General features: G+C 67.3%; 20 protein-coding genes and 3 tRNA genes. All 23 read left to right on the top strand.

The genetic code is table 11. The features are described 5' to 3' along the window. Window positions 1-17 precede the first annotated feature (17 nt). Window positions 18-410 carry a succinate dehydrogenase, cytochrome b556 subunit gene (gene sdhC, locus M9902_RS02855; protein WP_297174224.1) on the top strand — a complete coding sequence of 131 codons (393 nt, stop codon included), beginning with the start codon at window positions 18-20 and terminating at the stop codon, window positions 408-410. Continuing rightward, window positions 410-805 (top strand): succinate dehydrogenase, hydrophobic membrane anchor protein, encoded by a 396-nt coding sequence (gene sdhD, locus M9902_RS02850; RefSeq protein WP_297174221.1) that lies wholly within the window; start codon window positions 410-412, stop codon window positions 803-805. Before sdhC ends, sdhD begins: the two co-directional genes overlap by 1 nt. A 6-nt stretch (window positions 806-811) precedes the next feature. Further along, complete coding sequence (gene sdhA, locus M9902_RS02845; protein ID WP_297221056.1) at window positions 812-2,599, top strand: succinate dehydrogenase flavoprotein subunit; 1,788 nt, start codon at window positions 812-814, stop codon at window positions 2,597-2,599. Between the two features lie 163 nt (window positions 2,600-2,762). Continuing rightward, window positions 2,763-3,545 (top strand): succinate dehydrogenase iron-sulfur subunit, encoded by a 783-nt coding sequence (locus M9902_RS02840; protein ID WP_297174214.1) that lies wholly within the window; start codon window positions 2,763-2,765, stop codon window positions 3,543-3,545. A gap of 206 nt (window positions 3,546-3,751) precedes the next feature. Next, a complete protein-coding gene (locus M9902_RS02835; protein ID WP_297174211.1) occupies window positions 3,752-4,216 on the top strand; it encodes a DUF411 domain-containing protein in 465 nt (154 codons plus the stop codon). 163 nt (window positions 4,217-4,379) lie between these two features. Further along, the gene (locus M9902_RS02830; protein ID WP_297174208.1) at window positions 4,380-4,637 is read left to right on the top strand and encodes a succinate dehydrogenase assembly factor 2; all 258 of its coding nucleotides are present in this window, start codon (window positions 4,380-4,382) and stop codon (window positions 4,635-4,637) included. Between the two features lie 10 nt (window positions 4,638-4,647). Beyond that, on the top strand, window positions 4,648-5,070 hold the full coding sequence (locus M9902_RS02825; RefSeq protein WP_297174205.1) for a hypothetical protein: 423 nt from the start codon (window positions 4,648-4,650) through the stop codon (window positions 5,068-5,070). Between the two features lie 22 nt (window positions 5,071-5,092). Next, window positions 5,093-6,337: a lipoprotein-releasing ABC transporter permease subunit gene (locus tag M9902_RS02820; protein ID WP_297221053.1), complete on the top strand. Its 1,245-nt coding sequence runs from the start codon at window positions 5,093-5,095 to the stop codon at window positions 6,335-6,337. Continuing rightward, window positions 6,330-7,085, top strand: coding sequence for a lipoprotein-releasing ABC transporter ATP-binding protein LolD (gene lolD / locus M9902_RS02815; RefSeq protein ID WP_324529107.1), 756 nt, complete (start codon window positions 6,330-6,332; stop codon window positions 7,083-7,085). Before M9902_RS02820 ends, lolD begins: the two co-directional genes overlap by 8 nt. 153 nt (window positions 7,086-7,238) lie before the next feature. Then, window positions 7,239-9,671, top strand: a complete 2,433-nt coding sequence (locus tag M9902_RS02810) for a DNA internalization-related competence protein ComEC/Rec2 (protein ID WP_297221050.1) — start codon at window positions 7,239-7,241, stop codon at window positions 9,669-9,671. Window positions 9,672-9,698: 27 nt separating this feature from the next. Continuing rightward, window positions 9,699-10,331 carry a MotA/TolQ/ExbB proton channel family protein gene (locus M9902_RS02805; protein WP_324529109.1) on the top strand — a complete coding sequence of 211 codons (633 nt, stop codon included), beginning with the start codon at window positions 9,699-9,701 and terminating at the stop codon, window positions 10,329-10,331. An 11-nt stretch (window positions 10,332-10,342) separates the two neighbouring features. Further along, the gene (locus tag M9902_RS02800; RefSeq protein ID WP_297221048.1) at window positions 10,343-10,780 is read left to right on the top strand and encodes a biopolymer transporter ExbD; all 438 of its coding nucleotides are present in this window, start codon (window positions 10,343-10,345) and stop codon (window positions 10,778-10,780) included. Then, window positions 10,777-12,528 carry a lipid A export permease/ATP-binding protein MsbA gene (msbA, locus tag M9902_RS02795; RefSeq protein WP_297221046.1) on the top strand — a complete coding sequence of 584 codons (1,752 nt, stop codon included), beginning with the start codon at window positions 10,777-10,779 and terminating at the stop codon, window positions 12,526-12,528. Before M9902_RS02800 ends, msbA begins: the two co-directional genes overlap by 4 nt. Beyond that, complete coding sequence (gene lpxK / locus M9902_RS02790) at window positions 12,525-13,547, top strand: tetraacyldisaccharide 4'-kinase (RefSeq protein WP_297221044.1); 1,023 nt, start codon at window positions 12,525-12,527, stop codon at window positions 13,545-13,547. Before msbA ends, lpxK begins: the two co-directional genes overlap by 4 nt. A gap of 141 nt (window positions 13,548-13,688) precedes the next feature. Continuing rightward, window positions 13,689-14,465 (top strand): 3-deoxy-manno-octulosonate cytidylyltransferase, encoded by a 777-nt coding sequence (gene kdsB, locus M9902_RS02785; protein ID WP_297221042.1) that lies wholly within the window; start codon window positions 13,689-13,691, stop codon window positions 14,463-14,465. Beyond that, window positions 14,462-14,941: a low molecular weight protein-tyrosine-phosphatase gene (locus tag M9902_RS02780; RefSeq protein WP_297174181.1), complete on the top strand. Its 480-nt coding sequence runs from the start codon at window positions 14,462-14,464 to the stop codon at window positions 14,939-14,941. Before kdsB ends, M9902_RS02780 begins: the two co-directional genes overlap by 4 nt. 19 nt (window positions 14,942-14,960) lie before the next feature. Then, a complete protein-coding gene (uvrC, locus tag M9902_RS02775; protein ID WP_297221039.1) occupies window positions 14,961-16,799 on the top strand; it encodes an excinuclease ABC subunit UvrC in 1,839 nt (612 codons plus the stop codon). A gap of 99 nt (window positions 16,800-16,898) precedes the next feature. Further along, entirely contained in the window at window positions 16,899-17,483 is a 585-nt protein-coding gene (pgsA, locus tag M9902_RS02770; protein WP_297221037.1) for a CDP-diacylglycerol--glycerol-3-phosphate 3-phosphatidyltransferase, read from the top strand. A gap of 23 nt (window positions 17,484-17,506) precedes the next feature. Next, a tRNA-Gly gene (locus tag M9902_RS02765) sits at window positions 17,507-17,582 on the top strand. Window positions 17,583-17,647: 65 nt separating this feature from the next. After that, window positions 17,648-17,721: transfer RNA gene (locus tag M9902_RS02760), tRNA-Cys, on the top strand. 111 nt (window positions 17,722-17,832) lie between these two features. Next, window positions 17,833-17,919: transfer RNA gene (locus tag M9902_RS02755), tRNA-Leu, on the top strand. A gap of 25 nt (window positions 17,920-17,944) precedes the next feature. Continuing rightward, window positions 17,945-19,585 (top strand): FMN-binding glutamate synthase family protein, encoded by a 1,641-nt coding sequence (locus tag M9902_RS02750; RefSeq protein WP_297221035.1) that lies wholly within the window; start codon window positions 17,945-17,947, stop codon window positions 19,583-19,585. 36 nt (window positions 19,586-19,621) lie between these two features. After that, window positions 19,622-20,413 (top strand): sulfate adenylyltransferase subunit CysD (gene cysD / locus M9902_RS02745; protein WP_297221033.1); only part of this gene is annotated, 792 nt, incomplete at its 3' end.

Below are 20,413 nucleotides of genomic sequence, written 5' to 3'. Positions count from 1 at the left end.
CGGAGAAGCGACCGCCCATGGCGACCCGCGAACGACCCTTATCGCCGCATCTGCAGATCTACAAATGGCAGGTGCAGATGCAGACTTCCATCTACCACCGTGCGACCGGCATCATCCTGTCGTTCGGCGCGCTGCTGATGGCCTGCGGTCTGGTGGCGCTGGCCGCTGGTCCCGAGAGCTGGATCGAATTCACCCGCTACGCCGGCTCGATCCCGGGCCTCGTGGTACTGCTCGGGTTCACCTGGGCGCTGAGCTACCACCTGATCAACGGTATCCGCCACCTGCTGCAGGACGGCGGCCTGGGCTACAGGATCCCGCAGTTCGTGCGCAGCAGCCTGATCTCGATGATCGGCAGCGTGGTCCTGACCGCGATCATCTGGGGCGTCGTCCTGACGCGTTGGGGGCAGTGATGGCCAATCGCATCGACGACCTGCGCGAGCCGCTGAAAACCGCCCGCAACTGGGGCTCCGGCCGGGACGGCGTGCACCACTTCATCTGGCAGCGGGTGACGGCCATCCTGATCGGCCTGTGCGCGCTGTGGCTGCTGGGCATCGCCCTGACCCTGCGCAGCGCCAGCTATGAAATCATCCACGGGCTGGTCGCCGACCCGCTCAACGCCACGGTGCTGATCCTGTTTCTGGTGTCGGTGTTCTGGCACGCCAAGCTGGGGCTGCAGGTGGTGATCGAAGACTACGTGCATACGCCGATCAATGGCGTGGTCCTGCACCTCCTCACGATTCTTGTCTGCGCGCTGGCCGGAATCGCCAGCGTGCTTGCGGTGCTGCGCATCGCGCTTGGGAGCTGATTGCCGATGCCTGCCTACAAGATCCAGGAACACAAGTACGACATGCTGGTGGTCGGGGCCGGCGGCTCCGGCCTGCGCGCCACCTTCGGACTGGCTGAAAAAGGCCTGAAAACCGCCTGCATCAGCAAGGTGTTTCCGACCCGCAGCCACACCGTGGCCGCCCAAGGCGGCATTGCCGCCGCGCTGGGCAACATGGGCGAGGACGACTGGCGCTTCCACTTCTACGACACCGTCAAGGGCGGCGACTGGCTGGGCGACCAGGACGCGATCGAATACATGTGCAAGAACGCGCCGCGCGCGGTGATCGAGCTCGAGCACTACGGCGTGCCGTTCTCGCGCACCGAAAGCGGCCATATCTACCAGCGCCCGTTCGGCGGCATGACCACGCACTACGGCAAGGGCACCGCCCAGCGCACCTGCGCCGCCGCCGACCGCACCGGCCACGCCATGCTGCACACGCTCTACCAGCAGGCGCTGGCGCACGGCGCGACCGTGTTCGTCGAATATTTCGCCACCGACCTGATCTTCGATACCGACGGTACCTGCGTCGGCGTGCTCGCGCTCGACATGAACGAAGGCACGCTGCACTTCTTCCGCGCCCACGGCGTGGTGCTGGCCACCGGCGGCTATGGCCGCGCCTATTTCAGCTGCACCTCGGCGCATACCTGCACCGGCGATGGCGGCGGCATGGCGCTGCGCGCCGGGCTGGCGCTGCAGGACATGGAATTCGTGCAGTTCCATCCCACCGGCATCTACGGCGCCGGCTGCCTGATCACCGAGGGCGTGCGCGGCGAGGGTGGCTACCTCACCAATTCCGCCGGCGAGCGTTTCATGGAGCGCTACGCGCCCAGCGCCAAGGATCTGGCCTCGCGCGACGTGGTCAGCCGCGCGATCACGATCGAAATCCGCGAAGGCCGCGGCGTCGGCGAGCACAAGGACCACGCCTTCCTCAACCTGATGCAGCTCGGTCCCGAGGTCATCCACGAACGCCTGCCCGGCATCGCCGAATCCGCGCGCATTTTCGCCGGCGTGGATGTCACCAGGGAACCCATCCCGGTGCTGCCGACCGTGCACTATTGCATGGGCGGCATCCCGACCAATTACCACGGCGAGGTGATGCAGAAAGTGGGCGACGACAATGACGTCCACGTGCGCGGGCTGTACAGCATCGGCGAGGCCGCCTGCGTCTCGGTGCACGGTGGCAATCGCCTCGGCTCCAACTCGCTGCTCGACCTGGTGGTGTTCGGCCGTGCGGTTGCCGAGCGTTGCGCCGAAACCCACAAGCCGAACGCGCCGCACAAGGACCTGCCGGGCGATATCCTCGACAAGGCCCTGGACCGCTTCGACCGGATCCGCCACGCCAACGGCGAGTTGTCCACGGCGCAGATCCGCCTGAACATGCAGCGCACCATGCAAGCGGACGCGGCGGTGTTCCGCACCGCCGCATCGCTCAAGGAAGGCTGCGAAAAAATCGATGTCGTGTACAAGTCGTTCGAGCAGGTGCGCGTCACCGACCGCTCGATGATCTGGAATTCGGATCTGATCGAAACCCTGGAGCTGGCCAACCTGCTGGAACAGGCCGTCGTCACCATGCACTCGGCGGAGCAGCGCCCCGAGAGCCGCGGCGCGCATGCGCGCGAGGACTTCCCCGACCGCGAGGACGAGCACTGGATGAAGCACACGCTGGCAACGATCGATGGCGACGGCAAGGTGGCCTTCGACTACCGCCCCGTCCACACCCAGACCTTGACCGACGACGTCAAATCGGTGCCGCCGGCGAAACGGGTGTATTGATTGGGGATTGGTGATTGGTGATTGGTGATTCGCAAAAGCTTGTTGACTCATCTCTCGCCACGAACCACGAACCTCGAATCACGAATCACGAATCACGAATCACGAATCACGAATCACGAATCACGAATCACGAATCACGAATCACGAATCACGAGTAAAACCAATGGGCGAATTCACGCTTCCGAAAAACTCGAAGATCCAGAAGGGCAAGCACTGGCCCACGCCCAATGCAAAGAAGCCGCGCCTGTTCCACATCTATCGCTGGTCACCGGATGATGACCAGAACCCGCGGATGGACACCTACGAGGTGGACATGGCCGCCTGCGGGCCGATGGTGCTGGACGCGCTGATCAAGATCAAGAACGAGATCGACCCGACCTTGACCTTCCGCCGTTCCTGCCGCGAGGCGGTCTGCGGGTCGTGCGCGATGAACATCGATGGCACCAATACGCTTGCCTGCATTTGCGCGGTCGACAAGATCGACAAGGGTGACGTCAAGGTCCACCCGCTGCCGCACATGCCGGTGGTCAAGGACCTGGTGCCCGATATGACCCATTTCTACGCCCAGTACGCCAGCATCCGGCCGTGGATCCGCACCCAGTCGCCGGCGCCGGCCGATCGCGAACGGCTGCAAACGCCCGACGACCGCAAGAAGCTCGACGGCCTGTACGAGTGCATCCTGTGCGCCTGCTGCTCCACCGCCTGCCCGAGCTACTGGTGGAACGGCGACCGCTACCTCGGCCCGGCGATCCTGCTGCAGGCCTACCGCTGGATCATCGACAGTCGCGACGAGGACACCGGTACCCGTCTGGACGAATTGGAAGATCCGTTCAAGCTGTACCGCTGCCACACCATCATGAACTGCACCCGCACCTGCCCGAAAGGCCTGAACCCGGCCAAGGCCATTGCGGAAATCAAGAAGCTGATGCTGGCGCGCAAGATGTAGTCGGCAGTCGGCTCTTCATCAGGTTTGAGGGTTTCATCTTGCCTACATCGAATGCGGGTGCGCTTGTCCATGGCGGTCGTGCCACGACCGGTTTCACCGCCACCCATGGCTGTTTGCGGCTTGGCGCCGGGCTCCTGCCACTGCTTGCCGTGCTGGTGTTTGCGGGTTGCACGCGCGCGCCGGCGGCCGATGCACCCATTGCCGCAATGGCATCTCCGCCGGCGGCAACGGTATCGGCAACTGCGCCGGCAACGGCAACGGCAACGGCAACGGCTGTCACGCGGCCGCGGATGATCGTCCACAAGGACCCCAATTGCGGCTGCTGCGAAAAGTGGATCGAGCACGTGCGCGCCGCGGGATTCACGGTGGACGTGCGCAACGAATCGGACATGAATCCGATCAAGGAACGCCTGGGCGTCCCGTATGGAAAAGGCTCATGCCATACGGCCGAGGTGGGGGGCTATGTCATCGAGGGCCACGTGCCGGCCGAAGACATCCTGCGCCTGCTGGCTGAAAAGCCCGACGCGCGCGGGCTGACGGTTCCGGGGATGCCCGCCGGCTCGCCGGGCATGGAGCTTCCCGATGGGCGCGTGCAAGCCTATGCCGTCGAGCTGATCGCCCGCGATGGCAGCGTGACGACGTTTGCCCACCATGGACCGGGCGCGCAGTGAATGCGGCAGCCGTCACTTGCCGTGTCGGCGCGCTGAAGCAGCCCCGCGATGAGGCGGCGATGGCGCGGCCAACGGCTCGCCCAACGGCCCGCCGCGTGCCGATGCTTGGCTTTGATGAGCGTGCGAAGGAAGGCCCGCGCCGCGCGGCCACGGTGCCGGTTGCGTGAACGAAGAACGGATCGAACTGAACAAGCTCCGCTGGCGCTGTCGGCGCGGCATGCTGGAGCTGGACGTGCTGCTGGCGCGCTGGCTGGAGCGCCGGTGGCGGCAAAGTCCGATGCCGCAACGGGCGGTTTTCCTGCGGCTTCTGGACTGCGAAGACGACAGACTCTGGCGCTGGCTTTCCGGATTGGACCGCCCCGATGACCCAGAGTTTGCCGCCCTCGTCGACGAAATCCGCAATCTTCCCGTCCGCGCCTGAGCAGGCTCCGGTGAATGGCAGTTTTCTCTGGCGGCCTTCGCGCGTCTGTGCGCGGCTGCTGTGGGTGTTGGCGCTGCTGGCGCCGCTGTCGGTGCTGGCCAGCGAATTGCCGGCGGCGCTGGCATGGCCGCTGGCGCTGCTGGCCGGCGTGTTGGGAGCACGCAGCGCGCGCATCAGCCTGCGCGTCCCGGCACGGCATCTGGTCATTTCCGGTCCGGAGCGCGCCGCCAGCTGCGAGGGAGCGCCGATGGACGAACTTCGCCTGCGCTGGCGCGGTCCGCTGGCCTTCCTGGATTGGGGCTCACCGGCGGGTGGGCCCAGACAGCGCCTCGTGTTCTGGCCGGATGTCCTCGACGCCGCGGCCCGACGTGAACTGCGGCTGGCCGTACGCCGGTACGAGGCTGCATCCGGCAAGCCATCGGTGGCAGGATAAGCGGTCACAGCAAGGGCAACCGATGTACAAACCCCTCCCCGTCGCCATCGGCCTGCGCTACCTGCGCGCCAAACGTCGCAACGGCTTCATCTCCTTCATCTCGCTGGCGTCGATCCTCGGCATCGCGCTGGGCGTGACCGCGCTGATCACCACGTTGGCGGTGATGAGCGGCTTCCAGAAGGAAATCCGCGACCGCATGCTCGGCATGGCGGCGCATGCCACGGTCAGCGGTTATGGCGAACCGCTGCAGGACTGGCGGCATGCCGTGCAGGTAGCGCTCAAGGATGCGCGGGTGGCCGGCGCCGCGCCCTACATCGAAAAGGAGGCGCTGATTTCCGGCGCCAACAATCAGCCGGCGATGGTGCGCGGGGTGCTGCCGGCCGAAGAGGCCAAGGTCTCGGTCCTTGCCGACAAGATGGTCCAGGGCAAGCTGTCCGAACTGACCCCCGGCAGCTTCAACATCGTGCTCGGGCGGGAACTGGCGCTGTGGCTGGGCGTGCGGGTGGGCGATGACGTCATCGTCACCCTGGCCGAGTTCCGCAGCACTCCGGTGGGCGGCGTACAGACCATGAAGCGGTTCCGGGTCAGCGGCATCTTCGAGGCCGGCTACAACGAATTCGACAAAGGCCTGGCCGTGGTCAACCTGGAGGATTTGCAGCGGGTGTTGCGGATGGGGCAGGGCGTCACCGGCGTGCGGCTGAGGATGCACGACATGGACCTCGCCTTTGACGTGGCGCGCGATCTGGCGCTGGCGCTGAAAGGACCGTACCGGGTCAGTGACTGGACCCAGGACAACGCCAACCTGTTCCGCGCGCTGAAGATGGAGAAGACGGTGATGGCGATCCTGCTGTCGCTGCTGGTGGCGATGGGCGCGTTCAACCTGGTGTCCTCGCAGGTGATGCTGGTGACCGACAAGCAGGCCGACATCGCCATCCTGCGCACGCTGGGCCTGACGCCGGGCAAGGTGATGCAGGTGTTCATGGTGCAAGGCAGCCTGATCGGCCTGATCGGCACCGTCAGCGGCGTGGTCGGCGGCATCCTGCTGACCCTGAACCTGGATGCCATCCTGCACGGCATCGAGCTGCTGCTGCACGTCAAGCTGCTGCCCGAGGACGTGTACTACATCACCGGGCTGCCGACCGATTTGCAGGCGTCCGACGTGGTGACGATTGCCTGCGTCGCGCTCGGCATGGCCTTTCTCGCCACCCTGTACCCGGCCTGGCGCGCGGCGCGCACGGCGCCGGCGGAGGCGCTGCGCTATGAGTGAGGTCGGGGATTCGGGATTCGTGATTGGTGATTCGAAAAAGCGTGCTCTGGACGCTGCGGGTGCCGTGATCCGTGCCGATGGGCTGGGCAAGACATATTCCGAGGGTGCGCTGCGCACGCCGGTTTTCGACGGCCTGGACTTCAGCGTTGCGCGCGGGGAGACCGTGGCCATCGTCGGCGCCTCGGGTGCCGGCAAGAGCACCCTGCTGCACCTGTTGGGCGGATTGGATGTTCCGAGCGCAGGTGAGGTCTATGTCGCGGGCCAGAAAATGAGCGCGTTGTCCGATGCCGCCCGCGGGCGGCTGCGCAACAGCGCGCTCGGTTTCATTTACCAATTCCACCATCTGCTGCCGGAGTTCACCGCGCTGGAAAACGTGATGATGCCGGTGCTGCTGGCCGGCCGCGCCACCGCCGCCGCGCGCCAGCGGGCGCAGGGGTTGCTGGAATCGGTTGGCCTCGGCCAGCGGCTGCTGCACAAGCCTGGCGAGCTTTCCGGTGGCGAGCGCCAGCGTGCCGCGGTGGCGCGCGCCTTGGCCAACAATCCGGCCTGCGTGCTCGGCGACGAGCCGACCGGCAACCTCGATGACAAAACGGCAGCGGCCGTGTTCGAAATGATGCTTGAACTCAACCGGGCCCATGCCACCAGTCTCGTGGTGGTGACCCACGATCGCCGCCTCGCCCGCCGTCTGGATCGCGTGCTGGAACTGCGCGAAGGTCGGCTGCACCCGCTGGCAACGGCCGAGGTCTGACCTTCCCGGGAGTGCATTCTCCCCGCGTCTCCGGTCAGCTTCCTCGATTTCCGTCACCCCGGCGGAGGCGGCAGCCCGATTTCGGAAAATCCTGAGGCTGTGACAGGGACTGCGCTGATCGTGCCCGACGGCGGCGGTTGGCAGGATTCCCCCATGGCCATCGTCGCTCAGCGCTGGAGCTTTGCATCCGGATTCCTCGCGAGCGGAGCGACCGCCGCGGGCGAAGCTGGTGCCTACACCTGGCCGTTGTTCGGGCCACACTGTGCCGTCGCCCTGCTGGCAGGCGCGGGGTGTTGCCTGTTGTTGCCGGTGTTTCCGCCGCACTGGCTGCTGCTGGTGCTGCTGGTTCCAGGCGCAGCCTGCGTCTGGCGCTGGACGGCGCTGCGGCCACTGGGCGTGTTTTTGCTGGGCGTGGCCTTTGCTGGTTTGCAGGCCACGGCGGTGTTGGCGGCGCAGTTGCCGAACTCCCTGCAAGGCAAACCGCTCACCCTCAGCGGCCAGATCCGGGATCTGCCAGTGAGCGAGCCCAGGCGCACCCGGTTCGAGTTCGTGGTCGATGCCGACGTCCGTCAGCCGGAGGCGCTGCGCGGCAAGACGCTGCGTTTGAGCTGGTACGACGACGATCCGCAGCCGCGCGCGGCGCTGCGGGCGGGCAGCCGCTGGGAACTGCCGGTGCGGTTGCGTGCGCCGCGCGGATTGCGCAACCCCGGCGGCAGCGATGCCGAACGCTACGCACTCGCGGCGCGCATTGCCGCCACTGGCCATGTGGTCAAGCCGTTGCGTGCGCACAGGCGGGCCGGCCCGGTGGGAATCGACGCCTGGCGCGAGGACATGAGCGCGCACATCGGCAGGGCGGTGTCCAGCGATTCCGCGCGCTACGTGCGTGCGCTGGCGCTGGGCGATACCCGCTTTCTCGATCAGACCGATTGGGCGCGCCTGCGGGCGGCGGGCCTGACCCACCTGATCGCCATTTCCGGCTTCCACGTCGGACTGGTGGCCGGTGTCTGTGCGCTGCTCGTGGCCGGGCTGTGGTGGCTGTTCCCGTCCCTGTGCCACGGGCTGCCGCGCCAGTTTGCCGCCGGTGGCGGGGCGATCTGCGGGGCATTCGGCTATGCCGTGCTGACCGGGATGGCGGTGCCGACCCTGCGCACTGCGGTGATGATCGCGGCCCTGGTGGCCACGCGCTGGTTGCGGCGTCGCCAGCGTCTTGCCGATGTGCTGGCCCTGGGCTGCATTGTCCTGTTGCTGCTGGATCCGCTGGCGCTGCTGGGCGCCGGCTTCTGGCTGAGCTTTGCTGGCGTGGCCTGGCTGCTGTGGTGCCTGCCGGAAGGCGATGCGGCCGGCCTGCGCGGGCGGCTGCGCGGCCTGGTGGCGGCACAAGCGGTGGCCAGCCTCGGGCTGTTGCCGCTGGGCGTGGTCCTGTTCGGGCAGGCTTCGACCGCCGGGCCGCTGGCCAATCTGGTGGCGGTGCCGTGGTGGAGCCTGGTCGTGGTGCCGCTGAGCCTGCTGGGCGTGCTGGCCGAGGCTCTCCACGCCGGCTGGGGCGGCTGGCTCTGGCAGGCGTCGGCCTGGTGCTTCGATCTGCTCTGGCCGGCATTGGCGTGGATCGCGGACAGTCCGCTGGCGCTGCTGTGGCTGCCGGAGTCGCGCTGGTATGCGCTGCCGCTGGCGCTGCTGTCGGCGTTCTGGCTGCTGCTTCCGCGCGGTCTGCCGGGGCGCTGGCTGGCGCTGCTGCTGTGGCTGCCGCTGTTGCACCCGCCCCAGGAACTGCCGGGACCGGGCGAGCTGGACTTGACCACGGTGGATGTCGGCCAGGGACTGTCGGTGCTGGTGCGAACCCATCGCCATGCGCTGTTGTTCGACATGGGTCCAGCGGTTCCGGACGGCTACGATGCGGGCGAGCGCGCCGTTGTTCCCGCCCTGCATGGGCTCGGGGTGCGACGCCTGGATGCCGGCATCGTCAGCCACGGCGACATGGATCACGCCGGTGGCCGCGCTGCGGTGGCGGCCGTCTTCCCGATGCCGATCGTGCTGGCCCCGGCCGGAAGTCCGTCGCCTGGCAGCATGGACTGCATTGCCGGCCGCAGTTGGACCTGGGACGGGGTCCGATTCACGATTCTGCATCCGGGTGAGGGCTTTCCCTATCTCGGCAACGAAGCCAGCTGCGTGCTGCATATCGAAACCGCCTACGGCAATGTCCTGCTGCCGGGCGATATCGGCGGCTATGCCGAACGCAAGCTGGTCCGGGAAGGCGCGTCCACGCTGCGCAGCGACGTCGTGCTGGTCCCGCACCACGGCAGCGATGGATCGTCGGACCCGGCCTTCATCACCGCCGTTGGCGCGCGGCTGGCGCTGGTGTCGTCCGGCGCCGACAACCGTTTCCGCCACCCCCGCCCGCCGGTCGTGCGCCGCTGGTGCGGCGCCGGAGCCGAAGTGCTGGACACCGCGCGCTCCGGCGCGCTGCGGGTCTGGCTGGGTCAGGGCGGGCTGCGCGTGCGTGAATACCGCAGTTTCCGGGAACGCGCCTGGGACGCCGTGCGGCGGCGCGGGCAGTCGGCTGGGCTATGCTACGCGCCTGAGCGATGACGGCCATGAGGGCCAAAGGTTCGATCCGTGCTGGAATTGATCAAGGCTGGAGGCTGGCCGATGATCCCGCTGCTGCTGCTGACCGTGGCGGCATTTGCAATCGTGGTGGAGCGGTTCTGGAGCCTGCGCCGGGAACGCATCCTGCCCCCCGGTTTGGGTGCCGAGGTGCGCGATTGGGTGGCGCGCGGGCATGCGCTCGACCCGACGCACATCGATTCGCTGCGCGCCACCTCACCGTTGGGTGCGCTGCTGGCGGCCGAACTCGACGTGCGCCAACGCAGTCGCGAAATCATCCGCGAGCGGGTCGAGGACGTGGGTCGCCACCTCGTTCACCGGATGGAGCGCTTCCTCAATTCATTGGGCACGATCGCCGCAGCCGGGCCGCTGCTGGGCCTGTTCGGGACCGTGGTCGGCATGATCCAGCTGTTCCTCGGAATCCTCGATCACGGCATCGGTGATGCCACCCTGCTGGCCGGTGGTATCGGCAAGGCCCTGGTCTGCACCGCCACCGGGATGATCGTGGCGATCCCGGCGCTGGCGTTCCACCGCTATTTCCGCGGCCGCATCGCCAGCTACATCGTGGACATGGAGCACGAGGCGATGCAGTTGCAGGACGTGCTGGATGCCACGGCCCAGGCCGCCGGCCGGCCGGTTGACTGAAAGGCGCGCGCGTGCGGATCGTCGACCACCGCGAAGACGACAGCCCCGAGATCAACCTGATCCCGTTGATCGACGTGGTGCTGTGCCTGCTGATCTTCTTCGTCGTCACCACCACCTTCGACGCCCGCTCGGTGCTCAAGATCGAGCTGCCCAAGGCCGGCGGCGAGCCCGCCACTTCGGCCAACCAGCCGCTGGGCATCCTGATCAATGCCGATGGCCGCTACTTCGTCGGCGATCGCGAAGTGCTGCGCACCGACGTCGATGCGCTCAAACAGGCGCTGGCGGAGGTGGCCGGCGACGATCGTGACCGGGTGGTGTTGATCCGCGCCGATGCCCGCACCCCGTGGCAGGCAGTCGTCACCGCTTACGAGGCGTTGGCACAACTGGGCTTCCGGCGGGTCGCCAATGCCACCGCGCCGCAGGTCACGGCGCAGGGCCCGTCGCGATGAGCGCAGGCGGTTCGGCCTGGGCGGTGTACCGGCGCCTGCTCGGGCTGGCGCGCCAGTACCGGCTGGTGCTGCTGATCGCGGCCATGAGCATGATCGTGGAAGCGGCGGCGGCGGGCGCGTTTGCCTGGCTGACCAAGCCCATGGTCGATGAAACCTTCGTGCTGAAAAACCAGCAGTTCAGCCTGCTGCTGCCGCTGGCGATCATCGCGATCTTCGTCGTTCGCGGCGCGGCCGGCTACGTCACCGACCTGAACATGGCCAAGGCCGCGCGCGGCATCGCCCGCGACATGCGGGTGACGGCGCTGGACAAATACCTGCGCCTGCCGGGCCTGCGCTTCGACGCCGAACCGGTGCCGTCGATGCTGGTGCGCCTGAGCTCGGACAGCGACCAGCTGGCGCAGGCGGTGATCGATTCCGGCAAGGTCATGGTCCAGCAAAGCCTGCAGGCAGCGGCCATGATCGCGGTGATGCTCTACGCCAGCTGGCGGGTGACCGTGGCGGTACTGCTGCTGGGCCCACTGGTGGCGTGGCTGATGGACAAGGTCGGGCGCCGCTATCGCCGCTACGGGCACCGCGTCCAGGAGACTTCGGCCGAACTGATGCTGGCCGCCGACCAGGCCCTGGCCGGACAGCAGGAGGTCAAGGTCTACGGCGCCCGCGCGGCGGAAATGGAGCGCTACACCGCGCTGGCCAACAAGAATCTCAAGCTGAACCTGCGCGTGGAAAGCACCCGCGGGCTGTTTTCGGCCGTCGTCCAGCTCACCGGGGCCACCGGACTGGCCGTGCTGCTGCTGCTGGCCGGACGCGAGGCGCTGGCCGGGCGCCTGAGCGCGGGTGGATTCGTGCAGTTGATGATGTCGATGATGGCGATCATCCCGGCGCTCAAGCAGCTGACCAATGTGCAGGGCATGCTCCACCGCGGCATTGCTTCGGCCGAGCGCCTGTTCACGGTGCTCGACGCCCCCGATGAGGAAGACACCGGCACCCGCCCGCTGCAGCGCTGCAAGGGTCTGATCGAATTCCGCGACGTGCGGATGCACTACGAGGGCCGCGAGGGGCCGGCGCTGGACGGCGTCAGCTTCACCGCGCGTCCGGGGACGGTCACCGCCCTGGTCGGTCGCTCGGGCAGCGGCAAGTCCACCCTGATCAAGCTGATCCCGCGCTTCTACCAGCCGGACGCAGGCCAGATCCTGCTCGACGGACATCCGCTGACCGAATATCGATTGGCGGATCTGCGCCGTCAAATCGCGATGGTCAGCCAGCAGGTCATGTTGTTCGACGGCAGCGTGGCGGACAACGTGGCCTACGGCGAATTGCGGGCAGCGGATCCAGTGGCGGTAGACAAGGCCGTGCGCGCTGCCAACGCGATGGAGTTCGTCGAGCAGATGCCGCTGGGCCTGCAATCGCCGGTCGGGCCCAAGGGCGGCGCGCTCTCCGGCGGCCAGCGCCAGCGTCTTGCGATCGCCCGCGCGGTGCTCAAGGATGCGCCGATCCTGATTCTCGACGAGGCGACTGCGGCGCTCGACAACGCGTCCGAACGGCTGGTGCAGGACGCGCTTTCCCAGCTGATGCCGGATCGAACGACCCTGGTGGTGGCCCATCGGCTGTCGACCGTGGAGCGCGCCGACCAGATCCTCGTGCTCGACGAGGGCCGGATCGTCGAACGCGGTACCCACGCCGAACTGGTGGCGCAGGGCGGCATCTACGCGCAACTGCATCGCATGCAGTTTCGTGAGGCCGGGGCGTGAGTGGACAACGCACGCCACACTGGTGGTTTGATGGCAGCACCCCCCCGTTATGGGCCCGCCTGCTGACGCCGATCTATGCGGCCGTCACCGCCTTGCGGCGGTTCTGCTACCGGCGCGGCCTGCGGGCGCAGGTGCATCCGGGCGTGCCGGTGATCGTGGTCGGCAACCTGGTTGGCGGCGGCACCGGCAAGACGCCGCTGACCGTTGCGTTGGTCGAACACCTGCAGCGTGCGGGCTTCACCCCCGGGGTTGCCAGCCGGGGATACGGGCGTGCGGACGCGAAGACGGCGCGCTGGGTCGAGCCACAGTCGGGCCCGGCCATGGTCGGTGACGAACCCATGCTGATCGCGGCGCGCACGGGCGCCAGAGTGCGGGTCGATGCCGATCGCGTGGCCGCCGCGCAAGCGCTGGCGGCAGCCGGCTGCGATGTCGTGGTCTGTGACGACGGGCTCCAGCACTACCGGCTGGCGCGGGATGTCGAAATCGAGGTGCAGGATGTGCGCCGGCGCTACGGAAATGGCCGCCTGCTTCCGGCCGGCCCGCTGCGCGAACCGCTCGAACGCGCCGCCGACTGCACCTTCCGGGTGCTCAACCTCGGCCAGCCGGCGGGGACCGAGGTCGTGGATCCGAGCGTGGTCACGGCGGCGGCAGGTCAGGAATGGCCGATGTGGTTGGATGTTGGAAACGCCTGGCCGCTGGCAGGCGGGCGCGGGGTGCCGCTGGCGGCCTTTGCCGGCCAGCGCGTCCATGCCGTGGCCGGAATCGGAGAGCCCGAGCGCTTTTTCGTGACGCTGCGCGCCGCCGGGATTGCCGTGGTCCCGCACGTGTTCGCCGACCATCACGGCTATCGCCTGGACGACTTCGACTTCGGCAGCGCGCTGCCGGTGCTGATGACCGAGAAGGATGCGGTGAAATGCCGCGCGTTCGCGCAACCGGGCTGGCACGCGGTGCCGATTTCGGCACGGTTGCCGGAGGCCTTCTGGAACGCACTGCTGGAGCGGTTCAGGCCCGCGGCATGACGGTGGCCCCGGGTTGGGGCTTGCGGCGCAGCTGCGGTGCAAGCCCGGCTTGCCCGATTGCGGCACGCACGGGCGGCCGTGGCCGGGCAGGCTGCCGGAACGGTTCATCGGAATGGCTGCGGCATCGGCGATAATCGCGGCGTGGACGCACCTGATTTCATCGTTGCCATTCCCGCCCGGCATGCTTCGACCAGACTGCCGGGCAAGCCGTTGCGCCTGATCGGCGGCGTGCCGATGGTGCTGCAGGTCGCCCGCCGGGCGCTGGCCGCGGGCGCGCGCGAGGTCTGGGTGGCCACCGATGATGCGCGGATTGCCGAGGCGCTGGCCGTCAGCGGGGTGCAGGTGGCAATGACCTCGCCCGATCATGCATCGGGTACCGATCGCCTGGCCGAGTGTGCCCGCATCGCCGGTTGGGACGATCAAGCCATCGTTGTCAACCTGCAGGGTGATGAACCCTTCGCCCCGGTCGATGGCATCAACTGCGTGGCGCGCACCGTGGCCACCAGCGGCGCCGGAATCGCCACCCTCGCTGCGCCCATCGATACGGTCGAAACCTTGCTGGATCCGAACGCGGTGAAGGTGGTCCGTGCCGGCAACGGGGATGCCCTGTATTTCAGCCGCGCCCCGGTTCCGTGGCCGCGCGACGCCTTTGCCCGCGATCCCAGGGTGCTGCCGGAAGGGCAGTGGTTGCGCCATATCGGCATCTACGGCTATCGCGTGCATGCGCTGCGGGCGTTTGCCGGGTTGGCGCCGGGGCGGCTGGAGCAGGTTGAATCGCTGGAACAGCTGCGCGCCCTCGAAGCCGGTTGGCGAATCGCGGTGGCGCTGGCGCCCTCGCCATTCCCGCCCGGCGTCGATACCGAAGCCGATCTCGAGCGTGCGCAGCGCACCTTCGAACTGCAGCACGGACACGCATGACGCGAACGTATTCAATCCTGATCGTGTGCCTGGGCAATATCTGCCGCTCGCCGACGGCCGAAGGCGTGCTGCGGGCGCGGCTTGCGGAAGCAGGCCTGCTGTCCGCGGTGCATCTGGACTCCGCCGCGACCGGGGATTCCCACATCGGCAGTGCGCCTGATCCGCGCGCGATCGACTGCGCCCTGCGCCACGGCGTCGACATCTCCGGCCTGCGCGCGCGGCGCCTGGTTTACGACGATTTCGAGAATTTCGATCTGCTGCTGTGCGCGGACCGGACCATCCTGCATGAAACCCGCATTCGCAAGCCACGCACGGCCCACGTCGATGTCGCGCTGATGCTCGATTGGGCGGGAATCGGCAACAAGGATATTCCCGACCCGTATTACGGCGGCGCACGTGATTTCGATCGCGCTTTCAAGCTGATCGATGCGGCCGCCGCCGGCATCGTGGCGCGCCTGCACGAGGGCCGGCACTGACCGGCCCCGGAGCAGCCCCGTGGCCAGGACCCAGCCCGAACCGCCCGCCTTCGACGGCCACGCCTTCGCCGCCGGGTTGCCGCTGGCGCCGGGCGTCTACCGGATGATCGACGCTGCCGATGCCGTGCTCTACGTGGGCAAGGCGCGCGCGCTGCGCAACCGCGTCGGCAGTTATTTCAACGCCACCCCCAAGCCGGCCCGGATCATGGCCATGCTGGCCCAGGTGGCACGCATCGAAGTGGCGGTCACCCGCAGCGAAGCCGATGCGCTGGTGCTGGAAAACGAGCTGATCAAGTCGCTGCGGCCCCGCTACAACGTGCTGCTGCGCGACGACAAGAGCTATCCCTACGTGCTGATCACCCGGGACGAATATCCGCGGCTGACCCTGCACCGCGGCCCGCAGACCGTTCCGGGGCGCTACTTCGGCCCGTATCCGAACGTCACCGCCGTGCGCGAGACGTTGAACCTGATGCACAAGCTGTTTCGCCTGCGCAACTGCGAGAACAGCTTTTTCAGGAACCGCAGCCGGCCCTGCCTGCAATACCAGATTGGCCGCTGCAGCGCGCCTTGCGTGGCGCTGATCGACCGTGCCGCCTACATGGAATCGGTCCGCCGCGCCGAGCTGTTCCTCGAAGGCCGCAATGACGATCTGGGTGCCGAATTGACCGCGGCCATGCAGGCCGCCAGCGATGCGCTGGAATTCGAAAAGGCCGCGCAGCTGCGTGACACGATCGCCTCGATCCGCCGGTTGCAGTCGCGCCAGACCATGGATGGCCGCAGCGCCGATCTCGACGTGCTGGGCGTGGCGTTGCAGGGGGGAATGGCCTGCGTGCTGCTGCTGGCGTTCCGCGACGGCCGCAACCTCGGCACCCACGCGTTCTTTCCGAAGACCAACGGCGAGGACAGCGCCGCGGAAGTGCTGGGTGCATTCGTCTCGCAGTATTACAACGAACACACCGCGCCCGGCGAGATCGTGCTCGATCGCGAGATTCCGGAACGCGAATTGATCGAGCAGGCGCTGGGCGAGCGTGCCGGCCACCGGGTTGCGTTGCGGACCAGCGTGCGCGGTGAGCGCGCGGCCCAGCTCGACATGGTGCGCCGCAACGCCGCGCTGGCGCTGGCCACGGAGTTGACCAGCAACAGCGCGCAACAGGCGCGCAGCGAGGCCTTGCGCGATCTGCTCGGGTTGCCGGAGTTGCCCGGGCGGATCGAGTGCTTCGACATCAGCCACACCATGGGCGAGGCCACGGTGGCCTCCTGCGTGGTGTTCGATGGTCAGGGGCCGGTGCGCAAGCAGTACCGGCGCTACAACATCACCGGCATCCAGCCCGGCGACGACTACGCGGCGATGCACCAGGCCTTGCAGCGGCGCTTTCGTCCGGTCGCGGAAGCCGCGCCGGATGCGGTCGTCCCTGACGTCTTGTTGATCGATGGCGGGGAAGGGCAGGTGGCGCAGGCGCGCGCAGTGTTGCTGGAGGCCAGCGTCGACGGGGTGGTGCTGGTGGGCGTGGCCAAGGGGCCGGAGCGCAAGCCCGGCGCGGAAACCCTGTTGCTGCCGGACGGTCGCGAGGTGCAACCCGGACCGGCCTCACCGGCGCTGCAGCTGATCCAGCAGGTGCGCGACGAAGCCCATCGTTTCGCCATCACCGGGCATCGCCAGCGTCGCTTGAAGGCCCGCGTCACCAGTCGCCTGGAAGACATCCCCGGCATCGGCCCGAGCCGGCGCGCCGCACTGCTCAAGCACTTCGGCGGGCTGCCCGGGTTGAAAGCGGCGGCGGTCGATGAAATCGCCCGCGTCGAAGGCGTCAACAGCGCGCTCGCCCGGCGCATCTGGGAGCACCTGCACGGGCTGGGCTGAACCGCGGATGCGGTTCTCCACGGTCTCGCCTCCGTGTTGCTTCGACATGGCCCCACCGTCGGCTGCAAAGGCGTTTCGGGCTGCCGGTAGAATGGGCGGATGAAGCTGACGTTTCCCACCTGGCTGACCCTCGGCCGGATCGCGCTGATCCCGGTGCTGGTGGCGGTGTACTACCTCGGCGGGCGCTGGTCCAACCCAGGCGCCACGGCGGTGTTCGTGCTGGCCTCGCTGACCGATTGGCTGGATGGCTGGATCGCGCGCCGCTACGGCCTGTCGTCACGCTTCGGCGCGTTCCTGGATCCCGTGGCCGACAAATTGATGGTCGCCACCGCGCTGGTGGTCACCGTCCAGCACCACCACACCGTCTGGATGGCGCTGTGGGCCAGCGTCATCATCGGTCGCGAGATCGCGGTGTCGGCGTTGCGCGAATGGATGGCCGAAGTGGGCCAGCATGCCAAGGTCGCGGTCGCCATGATCGGCAAGGTCAAGACCGTGGTGCAGATGATTGCGCTGGGTTTCCTGCTCTATCGCGACCCGCTCCTTGGCCTGCCGATTTTCCTGATCGGGGAATGGCTGCTGGCAGCCGCGGCGGTACTGACCCTGTGGTCCGGGTTCGAATACCTGCGTGCGGCCTGGCCCGCGCTGCGCGATGAGGCGCCGGAAGTTGTTGACAGCAGCAAGTGAGCCCGTAAAATAGCGGGCTCATTGCGGGAATAGCTCAGTTGGTAGAGCACGACCTTGCCAAGGTCGGGGTCGCGAGTTCGAGTCTCGTTTCCCGCTCCAGATTCCAAAGCCCCGTTCGCGGGGCTTTGTTGTTCTGGATGTACTGATACGATATGTGCGCCATCGGCCGGGTGGCAGAGTGGTCATGCAGCGGACTGCAAATCCGCGTACGCCGGTTCAATTCCGACCTCGGCCTCCAATCTCGAAGGGCCCCGCAGCGCGGGGCCCTTTTCCTTGGAGCACGGCATGGCTGCGGCTTCCGCACGCAGGACGGCTCTTGGCCGGGCGCCTTCGCGTAAGCTTGGCGGGGGCCCGGGTGGCGAAACCGGTAGACGCAAGGGACTTAAAATCCCTCGGCCGCAAGGTCATGTGGGTTCGATCCCCACTCCGGGCACCAGTACCAGCATCACGCAGGAGTCGCCATGTCCCGCTATACGGCATACGTTGCCAGTATTGTCCTTGCCCTGGTCATGCTGGCGCTTGCGCTGCGCTTTCCGCAGGCGTGGTGGGGCGTGGCGGTGTTCGGCGGTCTGGCGCTGCTGGGGACGCTTGACATGCTCCAGCGCAAGAGCACCCTGCGTCGCAACTACCCGCTGTTGGCGCATTTCCGCTACGGGCTGGAGACCATCGGCCCCGAGATCCGGCAGTATTTCATCCAGGCCGATACCGACAAGGTGCCGTTCTCGCGCGAACAGCGTGCGCTGGTCTACCAGCGCGCCAAGCATGTCAACGACGTGCGCCCGTTCGGCACCCTGCGCAATGTCTACGACACCGATTACGAATGGATCAATCATTCGATCGCGCCGGTCGAGGTGGCTGATCACGATTTCCGGATCACGATCGGCGCCGGAACCAGGCAGCCGTACTCGGCCAGCGTGTTCAACATTTCCGCAATGAGCTTCGGCGCGCTGTCGGCCGCCGCGATCCGCGCCCTCAATGGCGGTGCCAAGCGCGGCGGGTTCTACCATGACACCGGCGAGGGCTCGATCTCGCCCTATCACCGCGAAGGTGGCGGCGATCTGGTCTGGGAATTGGGCTCGGGCTACTTCGGCTGCCGCAACCACGATGGCAGTTTCAATGAAAAGCGCTTTGCCGAACAGGCCGCTGATCCACAGGTGAAGATGATCGAGATCAAGCTCTCGCAGGGCGCCAAGCCGGGCCATGGCGGGGTGCTGCCGGCGGCCAAGGTCAGTCCGGAGATCGCGGCCACCCGCGATGTGCCGATGGGACAGGATTGCGTGTCGCCGGCCAAGCACTCGGCGTTCTCGACCCCGCTTGGCCTGCTGCAGTTCGTCGCCCACCTGCGCGAGCGCTCCGGCGGCAAGCCGACCGGGTTCAAGCTTGCGATCGGGCATCCGTGGGAATGGCTGGGCATTGCCAAGGCGATGGAGGAGTGTGCGGCTTCAAGGCCCGAACTCCTGCCCGACTTCATCGTGGTCGATGGTGCCGAAGGCGGCACCGGGGCGGCGCCATCGGAATTCGTCAACCATGTTGGCGTGCCGATGCACGAAGGCCTGCTGTTGGTCCACAACACCCTGGTCGGGTTGAACCTGCGCGATCGCATCAAGATCGGTGCTGCCGGCAAGATCATCAGCGCCTTCGACCTCGCACGCGCGATCGCGATGGGCGCGGACTGGTGCAATGCCGCGCGTGGCTTCATGTTTTCGCTGGGCTGCATCCAGTCGCTGAGTTGCCACACCAACCGCTGCCCGACCGGGATTGCCACCCAGGACCCGAAGCGCTGGAAGCACCTCGACGTGCCCGACAAGACCACCCGCGTTGCCGAATACCACGACAACACCGTGCGCGCGCTGCGTGACCTGCTGTGCGCGGCCGGCTTGCGGCATCCCGACGAACTCGGCCCCGAACACATCCTGCGGCGGGTGTCGCAAACCCAGGTACGTTCACTGGCGTCGCTCTACCATTTCCTCGAACCGGGCGAATTGCTGGGCGGGAATCTGCCGGACCATGCGGTGTTCCGTGATTACTGGCGGGAATCACGCAGTGACACATTCGCAGCACCGGAGCGGCTGCTGCGCCTGCGGACGAGCAAGGCAACCTGATAAAATCCCGCCTTTCGCATCTCCACGGCGCGCGCCTTGAACAACGGACTGTCACACCTCGACCAGCTCGAAGCCGAGAGCATCCACATCATGCGGGAGGTCGCCGCGGAGTTCAGCAACCCGGTCATGCTGTATTCGGTGGGCAAGGACAGCTCGGTGCTGCTGCACCTGCTGCTGAAGGCGTTCCATCCGGCCAGGCCGCCGATCCCGCTGCTGCACGTGGACACGACCTGGAAATTCAGCGAGATGATCGCCTTCCGCGACCGCCGCGCCGCGGAGACTGGTGTCACCCTGCACGTGTACACCAATCCGGACGGGCTGGCGCGGGGAATCAATCCGATCACCCACGGTGCCACCGTCCACACCGACGTGATGAAGACCCAGGCGCTCAAGCAGGCGCTGGACAAATTCGGCTTCGATGCGGCCATCGGCGGCGCCCGCCGCGATGAAGAGAAGTCGCGCGCCAAGGAGCGCGTCTTCAGCTTCCGCAACGCCCAGCACCGCTGGGACCCGAAGAACCAGCGCCCGGAACTATGGAACCTGTACAACGCGCGCATCCACAAGGGCGAATCGGTGCGCGCGTTCCCGCTGTCGAACTGGACCGAACTGGACATCTGGCTGTACATCTTCCGCGAGCGGATCGAGGTGCCATCGCTGTACTTCGCCAGGCAGCGGCCGGTGGTCGAACGCGACGGCGCCCTGATCATGGTCGACGACGAGCGCCTGCCGCTGCACGTCGGCGAAGTTCCGATGCAAAAGCAGGTGCGTTTCCGCACCCTGGGCTGTTATCCGTTGACCGGCGCGATCGAATCCGAGGCCGACACGCTG

It is taken from the genome of Thermomonas sp., from assembly GCF_023953935.1.
Lineage (GTDB): Bacteria > Pseudomonadota > Gammaproteobacteria > Xanthomonadales > Xanthomonadaceae > Thermomonas.
Note: the sequence above shows the minus strand (reverse complement) of the source record. Positions and strands in the feature narration are given on the sequence as shown.

What these genes read in the sequence shown, in the direction of transcription:
- sdhC (WP_297174224.1), top strand. Translation starts at nt 18, where the DNA reads ATGGCGACCCGCGAACGACCCTTATCGCCGCATCTGCAGATCTACAAA.
- sdhD (WP_297174221.1), top strand. Translation starts at nt 410, where the DNA reads ATGGCCAATCGCATCGACGACCTGCGCGAGCCGCTGAAAACCGCCCGC.
- sdhA (WP_297221056.1), top strand. Translation starts at nt 812, where the DNA reads ATGCCTGCCTACAAGATCCAGGAACACAAGTACGACATGCTGGTGGTC.
- M9902_RS02840 (WP_297174214.1), top strand. Translation starts at nt 2,763, where the DNA reads ATGGGCGAATTCACGCTTCCGAAAAACTCGAAGATCCAGAAGGGCAAG.
- M9902_RS02835 (WP_297174211.1), top strand. Translation starts at nt 3,752, where the DNA reads ATGGCATCTCCGCCGGCGGCAACGGTATCGGCAACTGCGCCGGCAACG.
- M9902_RS02820 (WP_297221053.1), top strand. Translation starts at nt 5,093, where the DNA reads ATGTACAAACCCCTCCCCGTCGCCATCGGCCTGCGCTACCTGCGCGCC.
- lolD (WP_324529107.1), top strand. Translation starts at nt 6,330, where the DNA reads ATGAGTGAGGTCGGGGATTCGGGATTCGTGATTGGTGATTCGAAAAAG.
- M9902_RS02810 (WP_297221050.1), top strand. Translation starts at nt 7,239, where the DNA reads ATGGCCATCGTCGCTCAGCGCTGGAGCTTTGCATCCGGATTCCTCGCG.
- msbA (WP_297221046.1), top strand. Translation starts at nt 10,777, where the DNA reads ATGAGCGCAGGCGGTTCGGCCTGGGCGGTGTACCGGCGCCTGCTCGGG.
- M9902_RS02780 (WP_297174181.1), top strand. Translation starts at nt 14,462, where the DNA reads ATGACGCGAACGTATTCAATCCTGATCGTGTGCCTGGGCAATATCTGC.
- pgsA (WP_297221037.1), top strand. Translation starts at nt 16,899, where the DNA reads ATGAAGCTGACGTTTCCCACCTGGCTGACCCTCGGCCGGATCGCGCTG.
- M9902_RS02750 (WP_297221035.1), top strand. Translation starts at nt 17,945, where the DNA reads ATGTCCCGCTATACGGCATACGTTGCCAGTATTGTCCTTGCCCTGGTC.